Source organism: Bacillus sp. AFS077874 (assembly GCF_002566505.1).
In the GTDB taxonomy this organism is placed as follows: Bacteria; Bacillota; Bacilli; order Bacillales; family Bacillaceae_G; genus Gottfriedia.
In genome coordinates, this window is record NZ_NUYF01000014.1 from 193,678 (window position 1) to 208,900 (window position 15,223).

Annotated in this window: 13 protein-coding genes and 1 other annotated feature; of the genes, 9 read left to right on the plus strand and 4 right to left on the minus strand. The window is 31.7% G+C overall.

Features of this window, described 5'->3' with window-relative positions:
- Nucleotides 1-73: 73 nt before the first annotated feature.
- Nucleotides 74-1,072 carry a tryptophan--tRNA ligase gene (gene trpS / locus COJ46_RS17270; protein WP_097973675.1) on the minus strand — a complete coding sequence of 333 codons (999 nt, stop codon included), beginning with the start codon at nt 1,070-1,072 and terminating at the stop codon, nt 74-76.
- A 60-nt stretch (nt 1,073-1,132) separates the two neighbouring features.
- Nucleotides 1,133-1,361: a binding site (T-box leader), on the minus strand.
- 58 nt (nt 1,362-1,419) lie between these two features.
- Nucleotides 1,420-1,794, minus strand: a complete 375-nt coding sequence (locus tag COJ46_RS17275) for a DUF3899 domain-containing protein (RefSeq protein WP_097973674.1) — start codon at nt 1,792-1,794, stop codon at nt 1,420-1,422.
- An 827-nt stretch (nt 1,795-2,621) separates the two neighbouring features.
- Between COJ46_RS17275 and opp3b the strand changes: the two genes are divergently transcribed.
- Genes opp3b through COJ46_RS17295 form a run of 4 tightly spaced genes read left to right on the plus strand, consistent with a single transcriptional unit; the run spans nt 2,622 to nt 6,572 of the window.
- Nucleotides 2,622-3,548: an oligopeptide ABC transporter permease gene (opp3b, locus tag COJ46_RS17280; RefSeq protein WP_141437752.1), complete on the plus strand. Its 927-nt coding sequence runs from the start codon at nt 2,622-2,624 to the stop codon at nt 3,546-3,548.
- A gap of 3 nt (nt 3,549-3,551) precedes the next feature.
- Nucleotides 3,552-4,574 carry an oligopeptide ABC transporter permease gene (opp3C, locus tag COJ46_RS17285; RefSeq protein WP_097973672.1) on the plus strand — a complete coding sequence of 341 codons (1,023 nt, stop codon included), beginning with the start codon at nt 3,552-3,554 and terminating at the stop codon, nt 4,572-4,574.
- Between the two features lie 20 nt (nt 4,575-4,594).
- Nucleotides 4,595-5,644, plus strand: coding sequence for an ABC transporter ATP-binding protein (locus COJ46_RS17290; RefSeq protein ID WP_097973670.1), 1,050 nt, complete (start codon nt 4,595-4,597; stop codon nt 5,642-5,644).
- Entirely contained in the window at nt 5,634-6,572 is a 939-nt protein-coding gene (locus tag COJ46_RS17295) for an ABC transporter ATP-binding protein (protein WP_097973669.1), read from the plus strand. Before COJ46_RS17290 ends, COJ46_RS17295 begins: the two co-directional genes overlap by 11 nt.
- 798 nt (nt 6,573-7,370) lie before the next feature.
- Here COJ46_RS17295 and COJ46_RS17300 read toward each other — a convergent pair.
- Nucleotides 7,371-7,574, minus strand: a complete 204-nt coding sequence (locus tag COJ46_RS17300; protein WP_097973667.1) for a hypothetical protein — start codon at nt 7,572-7,574, stop codon at nt 7,371-7,373.
- Between the two features lie 527 nt (nt 7,575-8,101).
- On the opposite strand from COJ46_RS17300, the gene spxA reads away from it, so the two are divergent.
- Complete coding sequence (gene spxA / locus COJ46_RS17305) at nt 8,102-8,500, plus strand: transcriptional regulator SpxA (RefSeq protein ID WP_056473638.1); 399 nt, start codon at nt 8,102-8,104, stop codon at nt 8,498-8,500.
- A gap of 135 nt (nt 8,501-8,635) precedes the next feature.
- On the opposite strand, the gene COJ46_RS17310 is transcribed toward spxA, so the two are convergent.
- Nucleotides 8,636-9,307, minus strand: coding sequence for a TerC family protein (locus tag COJ46_RS17310; protein WP_056474234.1), 672 nt, complete (start codon nt 9,305-9,307; stop codon nt 8,636-8,638).
- Nucleotides 9,308-9,627: 320 nt separating this feature from the next.
- Between COJ46_RS17310 and mecA the strand changes: the two genes are divergently transcribed.
- From mecA to pepF, 4 genes are all read left to right on the plus strand, one after another.
- On the plus strand, nt 9,628-10,299 hold the full coding sequence (gene mecA / locus COJ46_RS17315) for an adaptor protein MecA (protein WP_097973666.1): 672 nt from the start codon (nt 9,628-9,630) through the stop codon (nt 10,297-10,299).
- Between the two features lie 50 nt (nt 10,300-10,349).
- Nucleotides 10,350-11,897 (plus strand): cardiolipin synthase, encoded by a 1,548-nt coding sequence (gene cls / locus COJ46_RS17320; RefSeq protein ID WP_097973664.1) that lies wholly within the window; start codon nt 10,350-10,352, stop codon nt 11,895-11,897.
- A 174-nt stretch (nt 11,898-12,071) separates the two neighbouring features.
- Nucleotides 12,072-13,277, plus strand: coding sequence for a competence protein CoiA (locus COJ46_RS17325; RefSeq protein ID WP_097973662.1), 1,206 nt, complete (start codon nt 12,072-12,074; stop codon nt 13,275-13,277).
- A 53-nt stretch (nt 13,278-13,330) separates the two neighbouring features.
- Complete coding sequence (pepF, locus tag COJ46_RS17330) at nt 13,331-15,151, plus strand: oligoendopeptidase F (protein ID WP_097973660.1); 1,821 nt, start codon at nt 13,331-13,333, stop codon at nt 15,149-15,151.
- The last annotated feature ends 72 nt before the right edge of the window (nt 15,152-15,223 follow it).

Consider the following 15,223-nt stretch of genomic DNA (forward strand, 5'->3'; position numbering starts at 1 on the left):
AAGAAAAAGGTGTCTCAAAAGTTCTTTGACTTTTAAGACACCAATTACTATTTTAATTTTACGTAAGTAAGGATTATTTTTTTCTCTTGCGACCTAATCCCATAGCATTTTCCATTTTTTTAATCATTTTACTCGCTACAGCATTTGCTTTTGCAGCTCCTGCATCTAAAATATCATCTAATTCAGTCGAGGAAATAATTTCTTTATATCGTTCTTGTAATGGACGTAATCCGTTTACTACTACATCTGCAACATCTTGTTTGAATTCTCCATAATTTTTACCAACGTATTTATTTTCCAATTCCTGAATTGTTTCACCCGTAAATGCTGAGTAAATGCTTAATAAATTCGAAATACCAGGTTTATTTTCTTTATCATACTTAACAATGCCTTCAGAGTCAGTTACAGCACTCTTAATTTTCTTTTCAATTACTTTAGGATCATCTAAAACAAAAATTGTAGCTTTTTGATTTTCATCGGATTTACTCATTTTTTTAGTTGGATCGGCTAAACTCATAATTCTAGCAGCGTCTTTACTAATTCTAACTTCAGGGATCGTAAAGATATCATTATATTTCTTATTAAAACGCTCTGCTAAGTCTCGAGTAAGCTCTAAATGTTGCTTTTGGTCATCTCCAACTGGAACTAAATGAGTACCGTATAAAAGTATATCTGCGGCCATTAAAGGTGGGTAAGTTAATAAAGCAGCAGATACACCGTCTTTACCAGATGATTTATCTTTAAACTGTGTCATACGCTCTAATTCGCCGATATATGATATACATTGCATCATCCATCCTGCTTGAGCGTGTGCAGGTACTTCTGATTGGATAAAAATAGTTGATTTTTCTGGGTCTAATCCAGCAGCAACATAGATTGCAGATAGACTTTGAATGTTTTTACGTAAAGCGAGTCTGTCTTGCGGAACTGTTATTGCATGTTGATCAACAATACAGAAATAACAGTTATAATCATTTTGTAATTCAATGAATTGTTTTACCGCACCTAAATAGTTACCTAAAGTAATACCTCCAGATGATGTTGGTTGAATTCCGCTAAAAATAGTTTGCATCTTAAAATCCTCCTAAATAAAGCTAAATAAAATAAAAAAAGCGGCATAATCTCTCTATTACATAGAGACGATTAAACCGCGGTACCACTCTAGTTATTCCAAATATGGAATCACTCATGCATGAAATCATGCTCTCATCTATCGTTTGAGTTACGTCGAAGCCTACTTATACTATCTGTTCGGTTCGAAGCTCAGAAGTCCATTCGACAGGGAGCATGACTTGTTTTCACCATCCACAAGCTCTCTTAACATGCTAAATCTGTGTACTACTCTTCATCACAGCTAATATATACTTTCTATAGATAATATCTTAATTATATTCAACTTTCAAGATGTTGATACATCATTTAGTAAATAATGATAAAACTGAATAAAAAAGAAAGGATAACTAAAGTAATTGAAGCCATAAGTAACGGTTTTGTAATTGAAAATCGATATCTTCTATAGATCATATCCTTTTTAACAGTAAGTGATTCATCGCCAGTCATTTCTGCCATCTGTTGGTCCCTCGTTCCGAATACTTTACGCATTCCAAAGCGAGTGATATTAAAAAATCCACTTTGTACGATTAATAAAAAACCACCAATAACAAATAATGTTAGTCCAATATAGAATATTGTGTTCGTGAAATGAAGGAAAAAGTTTAATGTTCCTTGGGTAAAAGAAAAGATTGCTGCTAGTACTATCGCAGATAATACGACAATAATATAGTGTTTCGACATTTAGTTTGTGATCCTCCTGTTGGAAAGAATTAAATATTGTAGACTTAATAATGCTATACTATAATAATATTGTAAACAGTTTCAACTAATCGTTACAAAATATTTTTAAATTGTTAGCATTTTTAAGATAATTCTCTTTATTTTAACAAATTATTTAATTTTATTTGTCAAAATTGTTGTAAAACTCTCATAAAAATGTATAATAAAATTTGTAGAAAAAAATCGATACTTATCGAAAATTCTACTATAAAAATTCAGAATTGTATATTAACTTTCTGCATTTTAACCTACATTGCATTAGCATCTTAGGGGGTATACATCATGGATTGCGAGATATGTTACGATAAATAAATTTGCTATACTGAAATTGCAATTTGAATTTTTGAATAAGCATTCATTTTTTTACCAAATTTATGAATAAATATCTAAATAAGCTATTTTTTATAAGGATCCCAGTTCAATTTATAAGGGGAAAAATTGTAAAGAATTATCTGTTTAGAATAATAATTTAGAATTTTCCAGTAAAAAAATATTGACCAAAAGCGTCATTGCGAATACGCTTACATTGTTGGAAAAAAAGCTTAAGCAAAAATTTACACCATTTTACAACAAATGAAAAAAAAGGATTAAATGATTAATCCCATGTTTGAGAATAATATGGACAAGAAGTTAAATCGATCGAAAAAATTACAGAATTATAATTGGTACTAAAGAGTATGTGGAATAGATCCAAATAGGGGAAGATCCAAATGCTCTCATTTTTACAAAAGAATTATCAAAAAATAAAAAAAATAAAATATTTTTTAAATTAATAGGGGGGTGCAGTTGTGGGACGTTACGTGCTACAGAGATTTATTTACATGTTTGTCACACTATTTTTGATTTGTACTGTTACATTTTTCTTAATGAAGTTGTTACCAGGTTCTCCATTAAAAAACCCAGAGAAATTAACACCTGAACAAAAACAAATTATTTTTGTTAAATATGGGTTAGATAAGCCAGTTCCTGTACAATATGCAAATTACATGAAGAATCTTGCTAAAGGTGATTTAGGAGATTCATATAAATACGATAATCGTAAAGTAACTGATATGATTTCAACTCGTATTGGTCCATCAGCTCAATTAGGTGCTCAAGCACTATTATTAGGAACATTTATCGGATTAATCTTCGGTATCGTAGCAGCACTAAAAAATAATACAATTTTTGACTATGGTTCTACTGTTCTAGCAGTTCTAGGTATCTCCATCCCGTCATTCGTTTTCGGGGCAATCTTACAGTACTACTTAGCAGTAAAATTACATTGGTTCCCGGTAGCATATTGGGAAAGCTTTAAATACACGATCCTACCGACAATTGCATTGTCAGTATTCGTAACAGCAACTGTAGCTCGTTTCTCAAGAACTGAGTTAATCGAAGTTATGAACTCAGAGTATATAGTAACAGCAAAAGCAAAAGGTATCTCTCAATTAGGCGTAATCATTAAACATGCACTACGAAATGCATTAATCCCAGTAGTTACAATTTTAGGTCCAATGGCTGTAAACTTAATGACTGGTACATTAGTTATTGAAAATATGTTTGCTGTACCTGGACTAGGTTCTCAATTCGTTAACTCAATTGTAACAAATGACTACTCAGTAATTATGGGTACAACAATTTTCTATAGTGCATTATTACTAATCGTAATCTTCTTTGTAGATATTTTATACGGTGTAATTGATCCACGTATCCGTTTAGCAGGAGGTAAATAAATAATGAACAACAACACAGCGCAAAAAATTTCATCTGATTTATTCCAACCTGCAAACGTAGATTTGAATAATGCAGATAAAATCTCAAGACCTTCGGATTCTTTTTGGAAAGATGCAAGAAGACGTTTTAGAAAAAATAAAGGTGCAATGTTAGGATTTATTATCCTTGGTATCTTATTATTCTTTACATTGTTTGGTCCAATGATGAGTGGACACTCATATAAAGACCAAGATTTAAAAAGATCAAAATTACCACCAAAAATTGGTGTATTAGAAAATGTAAAATTCTTACCATTTGACGGAATTGATCAATATGGAAACGATGTATATAAAAACAAAAATATTAAAGAAAATTACTGGTTTGGTACAGATGATTTAGGTCGTGACCTTTTCACAAGAACATGGGCTGGTGCTCGAGTATCAATCTTAATCGGTTTATTAGCAGCAGTAATTGATATGGTAATTGGTGTAGCTTTCGGTGGTATTTCAGGATTCTTTGGTGGCCGGACAGATACAATCATGCAGCGTATTGCTGAAGTTTTAATGGGTGTTCCTTATCTAATCGTAGTAATCCTATTCATTTTAGTATTTAAAAACCCAGGTATTCTTTCGATCGCTTTAGCGATGGTAATCACTGGTTGGGTAGGTATGTCCCGTATCGTACGTGGTCAAATGCTAAAACTAAAAAATCAAGAATTCGTATTAGCATCAAGAACTTTAGGTGCAACAAATACTCAATTAATTGCAAAACACTTAATTCCAAATATTATGGGTCCAATCATCGTAATGATGATGTTCACGATTCCAAGTGCAATCTTCTCTGAAGCATTCTTAAGCTTCATCGGTTTAGGTATTGCACCACCAAAAGCATCATTAGGTTCGTTAGTAAGTGATGGCTTCAAATCATTACAAACTTTCCCACATATGATGATTATTCCAGCGGTTGTAATCAGTTTATTAATCTTAAGTTTCAACTTAATTGCTGACGGATTACGCGACGCTTTAGATCCAAAAATGAGTAAGTAATTTTGAAGGGAGAATGAACTATGAGTAAATTATTAGAAGTAAAAGATCTGTGTGTCTCCTTTTATACTCATGCTGGTGAAGTTCAAGCAGTACGCGGAGTTTCATTTGATCTTAAAAAAGGTGAGACATTAGCAATTGTAGGTGAATCTGGTTCAGGTAAATCAGTAACATCTAAAGCATTAATGGGGTTAATTCCAAACCCACCAGGTAAAATTAAGAGCGGTGAAATCTTATTCGATGGAAAAGATTTAGCTAAATTAAGCGAAAAAGAAATGCAAAATATCCGTGGAAAAGAAATTTCAATGATTTTCCAAGATCCTATGACTTCTTTAAATCCGGTATTAACGATTGGATATCAAATAACAGAAGGTCTAATAAAGCATCAAAAAATGAGTAAAACTGAGGCAAAGAAAATTGCTTTAGAATTAATAAATCTTGTTGGAATTCCAAATGCTGAAGCTCGTTTTAAACAATATCCACACCAATTCTCTGGCGGTATGAGACAACGTGTTGTTATTGCAATGGCGTTAGCATGTAATCCAAAATTATTAATCGCCGATGAGCCAACAACAGCTCTAGACGTTACAATTCAAGCTCAGATTCTTGAGTTAATGAAAGAAATTCAAAGAAAAACTGATTCAGCAATTATCTTTATTACACATGATTTAGGTGTAGTTGCGAATGTTGCAGATAAAGTTGCAGTTATGTATGCAGGGAGAGTAGTTGAAATGGGAACTGTAGACGATATTTTCTACAATCCAAAACATCCTTACACTTGGGGACTTTTAGCTTCAATGCCTGACTTAGATAATGAACAAGGAGCAGAATTAGTAGCAATTCCTGGTACACCACCGGATCTATTAAATCCTCCAAAAGGTGATGCGTTTGCACCACGTAATCCAAATGCTTTAAAAATTGACTATGAAATGGAACCTCCTATGTTTAAAGTGTCTGATACACACTATGCTGCAACATGGCTATTACATGAGGATGCTCCAAAAGTTGAACCACCTGAAGCCGTTAAGAAGCGTATTCAACGAATGAAGGAAGGTGAAGTAAATGTCAAATAAAGTAGCAGAAAAATTAGTTGAAGTTAAAAATTTAAAACAATACTTTAATACAGGTAAAACAACAGTTAAAGCAATCGATGATGTTACATTTGACATTTTCCGTGGAGAAACTTTCGGTTTAGTAGGTGAATCAGGTTCTGGTAAATCTACAACTGGACGTTCAATCATTCGATTATATGATGCGACTGATGGACAAGTAATTTTCGATGGTGAAGATGTACATGGTAAGAAAAGTCGTAAAGAGTTAAAGCAGTTTAACCGTCGTATGCAAATGATTTTCCAAGATCCATACGCTTCATTAAACCCGCGTATGAAAGTTGCGGATATCATTGCAGAAGGTATTGATATTCATGGCTTAGCTCGTAATAAAGAAGAGCGTATGAAAATGGTTTATGACTTACTTGAAACAGTAGGTTTAAATAAAGAACACGCTAACCGTTTCCCACATGAATTCTCAGGTGGACAACGTCAACGTATCGGTATTGCGAGAGCACTTGCTGTACAACCAGAATTTATTATCGCCGATGAGCCAATCTCAGCTCTTGACGTGTCAATTCAAGCTCAGGTTGTAAACTTAATGAGAAAGCTTCAACAGGAAAAAGGTTTAACATATCTATTTATCGCCCATGATTTATCAATGGTTAAGTACATTAGTGACCGTATCGGTGTAATGTACCACGGTAAAATTGTTGAGCTTGCAGATAGTAATGAATTATATGATTACCCAATGCATCCTTACACAAAATCATTATTATCAGCAATTCCGCTTCCGGATCCTGATTATGAGCGCAATCGTAAACGTATCGTTTATGATCCAAAACAACACGATTATTCAAACGAAGAGCCTAAATTACGTGAAGTTCGTCCTGGACATTTCGTACTTTGCTCTGAAGCAGAATTTAAAAATTATCAACAAATGTATAAATAATGAATCAATCCTAGTGAGTTTATCGCTAGGATTTTTTTAATTGGATTAAGTAGATGAGATTAGGTTACTGGGGGGCATGAGTAAGTAGAACAGCGAAAAGGTGAATACGGTTTCTCATGAGAGGTTCATGAGGAAGTAAAACAGCAAAAAGAAGCAAAATGGTTCATCATGAGAGGTTCATGAGGAAGTAAAACAGCGAAAAGAAGGAAAATGGTTCCTCATAAGAGGTTCATGAGGAAGTAAAATAGCAAAAAGAAGGAAAATGGTTCCTCATGAGAGGTTCATGAGGAAGTAAAATCGGAAAAAGAATCAAAATAGTTCCTCATGAGAGGTTTATGAGGAAGTAAAACAGCAAAAAGAAGTAAACTGGATCCTCATGAGAGGTTTATGAGGAAGTAAAATAGCAAAAAGAAGCAAAATGGTTCCTCAAAAGAGGTTCATGAGGAAGTAAAACAGCAAAAAGAAGCAAAATGGTTCCTCATAAGAGGTTCATGAGTAAGTAGAAATACTAAAATAATGTTAAGGGAAAATTAAGGTGGAGGTTTTATGATAAAAGTGCAGATAAGGCTAGGGGTAATAATGGTAGGACAAGCTTAGAAGAAAATTATCCAGAGTGTACAATGATAACCAAATTTTTAATTAAAAGCCCCTGAGTTTAATATTTCAAAGTACTGTACCGTAGGACGAACTAGTGACCTTAGTCATTCTACATTGGTTATACACTAAACCTTATCAAGGCAAAAAAAAAGAAAGGGCCTTTGCCCTTTTTTTAATCGTAAATTTCTTATAAGTCTGTTCTTAATAAGTTTTTTTACGGAACTTGCCTTGGCCACCAACTTGTTTGAAGTTTGCAGACATTCTGTCAGACATATCAACAAATTGACTTTTTTTACTTCTACCAAATATTTTTTCGCCGATCGCGTTTGTAAACACACCATTAAGTGCAGTAATTCCAATTACTAACAATGCAACAATCAATAGATCAGTTATGTAAGCTGCCATAAGATTAGCCTCCTAGGAATGTAAGCGTTACTATTATTGTATTAAAAATTTGGTGAAATAGAAAGGATAAATAAGCTTTTTCCGAATAATTATTTTTGGGCTTTTTATAAAGCAATCTTGATTTTAATAATATAATTTTAGGACTAAAGTTGTGTGTAACGAAAGGTGTACTTGACTACTTTGGGAAATGGTTAGGGAAGGTAAAGGACTGCAAGATCAGCTGAAACTAGAAAGCAGGTTTCATTTACGGATAGTGAGGTTTATAGAGTAAAATGCAGCTGTCATATACGAAAAATGTATCAAAGAAATTAGCCTATATTTTTCTTTTAAATTTACTGAAAATTGTACACCTTTTGTATAGGTTTTTTTAAATTTTTTTACAAATTTGTATATATTTATTTTGCACAATACTGTATAATGTGAACATATGGTGGTAGATTAAACTAATTATAATTAACCAATTCTTATAAATTAATACACATAACTATATTACTTTTATTTAAAAGAGTAGTTAGGGGGAGAGCAAAATGGTAATTTTGTATAATTCACCAAGTTGTACGTCTTGTCGAAAAGCAAAAATGTGGCTAGAAGATAATAATATTCCTTATAAAGAAAGAAATATTTTTTCAGAACCATTATCAATTAATGAGATTAAACAAATTTTACGTATGACTGAAAGTGGTACTGATGAAATTATATCAACAAGATCAAAAATTTTCCAAGAATTAAATGTAGACTTAGAAAGTCTTCCATTACAAGACTTATATGAAATCATTCAGAAATATCCTGGTTTACTTAGAAGACCGATTATTATTGATGAGAAACGTTTACAAGTTGGTTATAATGAAGATGAAATTAGAAGATTTTTACCGCGTTCAGTTCGCACATATCAATTACGTGAAGCGCAACGTCTAGTTAATGAGTAAATCTACGTTTTGAATTGTGAAAAAAATTACAATTCTTGATTAAGATTCTCAATCATATTGAACAAATACTTATTCATATTATATAAAAAGCTGTAAAAAGTTAAATGCATACTTTTTACAGCTTTTTTTTAACAATTAGGATGTTCGCTTACGGTACCGAATATTATTAAAATAGTAACCTATAACAATGGTGAAGATTATACAAGATGAACCGACAATTAATTCCATATCGTTCCGCCCGTTTATATATTGACTGATAAATGGCTCGTCTATTAACATCTTGCTAGCTGTTATTGAAAGAACAGAAGCCCCTACAAAACTCAAAATTGGATATCTTTCTAAAAACCATAAAACGATTTTACTTCCCCAAATAATAATTGGAATTGAGATGGAAAGACCTAAGATGACTAATGATGGCTTTCCGTTTGATGCCCCAGCTATTGCTAATACGTTATCAATCCCCATTACTAAATCAGCAAACACAATTGTACGAATTGCGTGGAAAACTGTGTAGTTCTCCTTTATAGAAGGGTTGTCATCCTCCTGAATAATTAATTTGCAAGCTATGTACAAAAGTAATATTCCGCCAATTAAATGCAAGAATGGGACCTTAAGGACGAAAATTGCACATATTGTTAGGATAATTCGTAAAACAATTGCGGTAATACTACCGAAAATTATCGCTATGTTACGTTGCTTATATGGTAATTTTCTACATGCTAATGCAATGACAATAGCATTATCTCCACCTAAAACAATGTCTATAATTACAATCATTAAAAAGGACCATATATAATGAAGATCTATCATGAATTCACCTCTCTTATTAAAAGCTTTAAATGATTGTCCTATTATTAATAGGTATATGATGATTTTTAAAAAATAGGTGAATTTTATTTCCAAAATTTTAAATTGTATCATAAAATATAATTGTAGTTACTATTCGCATTTAATAAATTTTCATGGTAAGATAGATAAAAATTTACTTATTAAAGCTAAATTTTTAAGAGTATTTTTCTAATTTACTATTTCAGAATTTTATATTTAACATAAAATTTCTTTTACTTTATTTATTCTATTTCGTCTAACGCAATTACTTGTTGTTCATTAAAGGAGGGGGAAAACAAATGGAAATAGAAAGAATTAATGAAAATACGTTTAAGTTCTCCATATCCTACTTAGACATCGAGGAGAGAGGTTTCTCTAAAGATGAAGTATGGTTAGATCGAGAAAGAAGTGAAGAGCTTTTCTGGGAATTAATTGATGAAGCGCATTTGACTGAGGAATTCATTGCTGGTGGCCCCCTATGGATTCAGGTACAGGCACTAGACAAGGGGTTAGAAGTTGTTGTAACAAAAGCTGTGATTTCTAAAGACGGCAAAAAAGTAGAAGTGAATTTAGGTGAAGGAGAAAAGAATTTAGAAATTCCATTTATCTCTGTAGATGATGACGATGATTCAGATGAAGATGATGATGACGATATTTTTGACTCGATGGATGAAGAGGAAACTGAACTGATTCTATCCTTTAAAAATCTTGAAGATATTATTTCATTATCACATGCTGTGAATCAAGAATCATTTGAAACGTCACTTTATTCCTTCCAAGATTATTACTATCTTTATGTTAAATTTGAAGAAGAATTGCTTGATGAAGTTCAAGTCGATTACTTGTCATCAATGTTACTTGAATATGGTCATCGTTCAAAAGTAACTATACACGTTTTAGAAGAATACGGAAAATTGATTTATGAAAAAACAGCATTACCTCATTTTAAATCTATTTTTCCATTATTGTAATAGCCGATGCCTTAGGGATCGGTTTCTTTTCTTTATAAAGGAGAATATTGATGCAATTTCGATTAAAGATTTTAATATTTTTATCAATTGTTGTATGCATTTTATATTTTGCTTCTCCAACTATTAAATTCATTTGGTTAATGAATTTTGCATTTTTTGAAAAATCTACTATTTTTAGATTAATAAGTATAATGTTCTCGATAACGGCTATAGGTGTATCGATTATTATTTTCTTAGAAAATAGAAATCCTGCTAGAACTTTAACATGGATCATTCTTTTAGCTATTTTCCCGTTATTCGGTTTTGTTTTTTATTTAATTTTTGGACAAAATTACAAAAAGAAAATGGTCTATCGAAAAAAGGCAATTAATGATCAAAATGCAAATGGTTTAATTAATGGATCAGAAGATGTAGAAGTGAAAGAATTTATAGCGCAAAATCAAAGATTAGAGTATCTAATAAATATCGCAGCTAAACAGAGTAATACACCAGTCACGATGAATACTTTTACAAAAGTTCTTACAAACGGAAGTGAAACATTTCCAAAAATAATTGAGGAACTAAAAAAAGCAAAGCACCATATTCATATCGAATTCTATATCGTAAGAAATGATGAGATTGGTAATCAATTAAAAGATATTCTAATTGAAAAGGCGCAAAATGGTGTAAAGGTTCGATTTCTCTATGACGCTGTAGGTAGTTGGAAATTATCAAGAAATTTTGTAAAAGACTTACGAAAAGCTGGTGTAGAAATACTACCATTTTCTCCAGTTAAAATTCCAGTTTTAAACGATACGATCAATTACCGAAACCATCGGAAAATTATCGTCATAGATTCGAATGTAGGATTTGTTGGCGGCTTAAATATTGGAGATGAGTATTTAGGGAAAGATCATTATTTTGGAAAGTGGCGAGATACCCATCTATACCTTAATGGGGAAGGTGTACGAACACTACAATTCATATTCTTGCAAGATTGGTATTATATGACGAATGAGTTAATTGATGACAAAGAGTACTTTGACATTAATGCTAGTAGTTATTCTTCCAAAGGAGCAATTCAACTTGTTTCTGGTGGACCAGACCGAAAGCATGAAGTGATAAAAGAGTTATTTTTTGCGATGATTACAAGTGCAAGGAAAAGTATCTACATTGCTTCTCCATATTTTGTTCCTGATGAAGATATTTTAACTGCCCTTAAAGTAGCAGCAAATGGTGGGGTCAAAGTAAAAATTCTAATGCCTGATCGTCCCGATAAGAAAATCGTATTTTATGCCTCGCGTTCATATTTTCCAGAGTTATTAGAAGCAGGGGTCGAAATCTATGAATATAGACAAGGCTTCTTACACAGTAAAATATTGATTGTAGATGATGAAATCGCATCTGTTGGAACGGCAAATATGGATATGAGAAGTTTCCGTTTAAACTTCGAGGTCACTGCATTTTTATATTTAGAGGAAAGTATTAATCACTTAGTTAATGATTTTAATAATGATATCCGTGATTCTGAAGCAATTATTTTTACTGATTTTAAAAAGAGACCTATATACAAAAGGATATTTGAATCATTATCAAGATTAATGGCACCACTTTTGTAATGAGCTATCTTATTGATAGAACATTGATAGAACATTTTTATAATATTTCATATAGTCACCTACCAAATAGAAAGTTTAATTTGGTAGGTTTTTTATTTGAAAAATCGTTTTTAATTTTTTTGAAGGAAAATACGAAAAGGATAGTGAAGTAATTTGGAAAGGAGGTTGTGGTAAATGATCGTGGCATTAAATACTAAAAGGCATACTATTAATTTATTTGAAGTTAAAACGACAGAGGAATTAGTAAGATTAAAGCAAAACGGACCATATTTTTGCCCAATTTGCCAAAAGCAAGTGAGGCTCAAAATTGGAGTAAAGAGGGTAACTCATTTTGCGCATATCGATTTGACTGAATGTGAAAATGAGAAAAAAGAGAGTATTGACCATTATAAAGGGAAGTTTGCTTTGTATCAATTTTTTAAAAAGTTTAATGTAAATGTTGAAGTTGAAAAATTTTTACCTGAATTAAATCAAAGACCTGATTTATTTATAAAATTTAATACTCTTCAAATGTGTGTTGAATATCAATGTTCGCTTATTCCTTTAGAAACAATGATAAATAGGACAAACTCTTTTAAAGATAGTGGAATGAAAGTTTTGTGGATCCTAAATGACAAACTATTAAATCAAAAAAGATGGTCATCTTTCTACATTAATTCGCTTTCTATTTATTCATTTGTTAGAATTAACGTTTTTTCACTTCTCTTCTATAATCCTACATTACAATCTTTTACAGTGCTTTCCTCATTAATAGCATTTTCTCCAGTTCAATATATTGGTCAAAAGGACGTATTTCCAATAAATAATTTCAGTCTTAAGGAATTTTTATCTCCAAAAAGAATTGATAAAAAGGTATTTGTAGCTAAATGGAATCGTTTAAAAAAGGATTATAGACTATATCAACATTTGCATACTAAAGGTAATGTAAAGGTTTTTAAACAGTATTTATACAATGCAAATATTAATTATTTTCCGGCAGTAATTGGAGTTCCTTTAGACATTAACTGCATCATTAAAGAACATTGTATCGTTTGGCAGGGGCAAATCTATTTTAAATTTTTTCATGAAGTGGAAATTGGACAAATGATCTTTATGGATAAAATAAATCAGTCTGTAAAAATGGAAGTGCAGAATGGTACATGGAGAGTTAATCAATTTCAGGATAATGAAATTGATAATTTGGAGAAATGTGTAGAAAAGTATATTGACTTTTTAGTAAAAATTAGAATCGTAAAACCCATTAAAAATGGTAAAATAATGAAGATAGCTAATGCTATTATTCCATCATCATTCCAACAAGCATTGGATGAAGACTGTCTGAGCGCTAATACAGCATTTGATTTGTTGTTTAATGCAAGAACTGATTCAAATGATTATTAATATCAGACACTGGAATGTTATTAATGCTAATAATAATTTTAGGGGGATCAGACATGCTAGAACAAAAAGCTGTTAAAAAATTACCAACTAGAAGTGAAGTTCAAGAAGAATTAACTTGGAAGTTGGAAGATATTTATGAAACAGATGCAAAATGGGAAGCAGAGTATAAAAAAGTACTTGAATTAATCCCATCATTTTCAGAGTTTAAAGGTAAATTAGGTGAGTCATCTCAAACACTTTTAAATGCGTTGAAAAAACAGGATGAAATTTCGTTTTTATTAGGTAAATTGTATACATACTCTCATATGCGTTACGATCAAGATACAACAAATTCTACATATCAAGCTTTAGATGATCGTGCGAAAAATCTATACACTAAGGCTGGAAGTGCAATGTCATACTTCGTGCCTGAATTATTAACAATTTCAGAAGATACATTGAAAAAATTTATTGAAGAAAATAATGAGCTGAAATTGTACGAGCACTCTTTAGAAGAAATTTTAAAGCAAAAACCACATGTTCTTTCAGCAGCTGAAGAGGAAATTATGGCACAAGCTTCTGAAGTGTTATCTTCTTCTAGTAATACGTTTGGAATGTTAAATAATGCGGATTTAAAATTTCCGACGATTGAAGACGAGAATGGTGAAGAAGTAGAAATCACACATGGTCGTTATATTCATTATTTAGAAAGCGCAGATCGACGCGTTCGAAAAGATGCTTTTGAAGCAGTTTATCATACGTATGATTCGTATAAAAACACTTTTGCAAGTACTTTAAGTGGTGCTGTAAAGAAAGATAATTTCAAAGCAAAAGTTAGAAAGTATGATAATGCTCGTCATGCAGCATTAAGTAATAACGAAATTCCTGAAATTGTTTATGATCAATTAGTTTCTACTGTAAATGATAATTTAAATTTATTACATCGTTATATTGCTATTCGTAAAAAAGCGTTAAAACTTGATGAAATTCATATGTATGACTTATTTACTCCATTAGTAGAAGAAGTAAAAATGGAAGTTAAGTATGAAGAAGCAAAAGAAATTTTATTAAAAGCATTAAAACCATTAGGTGAAGAATATGTTGAAATACTAAAAGAGGCATATGAAAGCCGTTGGGTAGATGTTGTAGAAAACAAAGGAAAACGTAGCGGAGCATACTCTTCTGGTGCGTATGGTACGAATCCATATATTCTAATGAACTGGCAGGACAATGTAAATAATTTATTCACATTAGCACATGAATTTGGTCATTCAGTGCATAGTTATCATACTCGTAAAAATCAACCTTATGTTTACGGAGATTACTCAATCTTCGTAGCTGAAGTTGCCTCTACTTGTAATGAAGCGATTTTAAATGATTATTTACTAAAAAATACTGAAGATCCTAAGCAAAGACTTTATTTATTAAATCACTATTTAGAGACTTTTAGAGGAACTGTATTCCGTCAAACGATGTTTGCGGAGTTTGAACATCAGATTCACGTATTAGCTCAAAATGGTGAAGCGTTAACGCCAGATTTATTAACGAAAACATATTACGAGCTTAACAAAAAATATTTTGGTGACGAGATCGTAATCGACGAGTTAATTGGGTTAGAATGGAGTAGAATTCCTCATTTCTATTACAATTACTATGTTTACCAATATGCAACAGGTTTCAGTGCAGCAACAGCACTTTCAAAACAAATACTAGAAGAAGGCGAACCAGCAGTTGAAAGATACTTAGGATTCTTAAAAGCAGGAAGCTCTGATTATCCAATTGAAGTATTGAAAAAAGCTGGCGTTGATATGACCTCTTCACAACCAATCGTAGAAGCATTGAAAGTATTTGAAGAAATGTTAAACGAAATGGAAGAGCTTTTATTTAACGAATAACTTATTTTAACAAACACATGTAGCAATATTGCTATATGTGTTTGTTTTTTTAAATCCTAACTTTTTCTATAT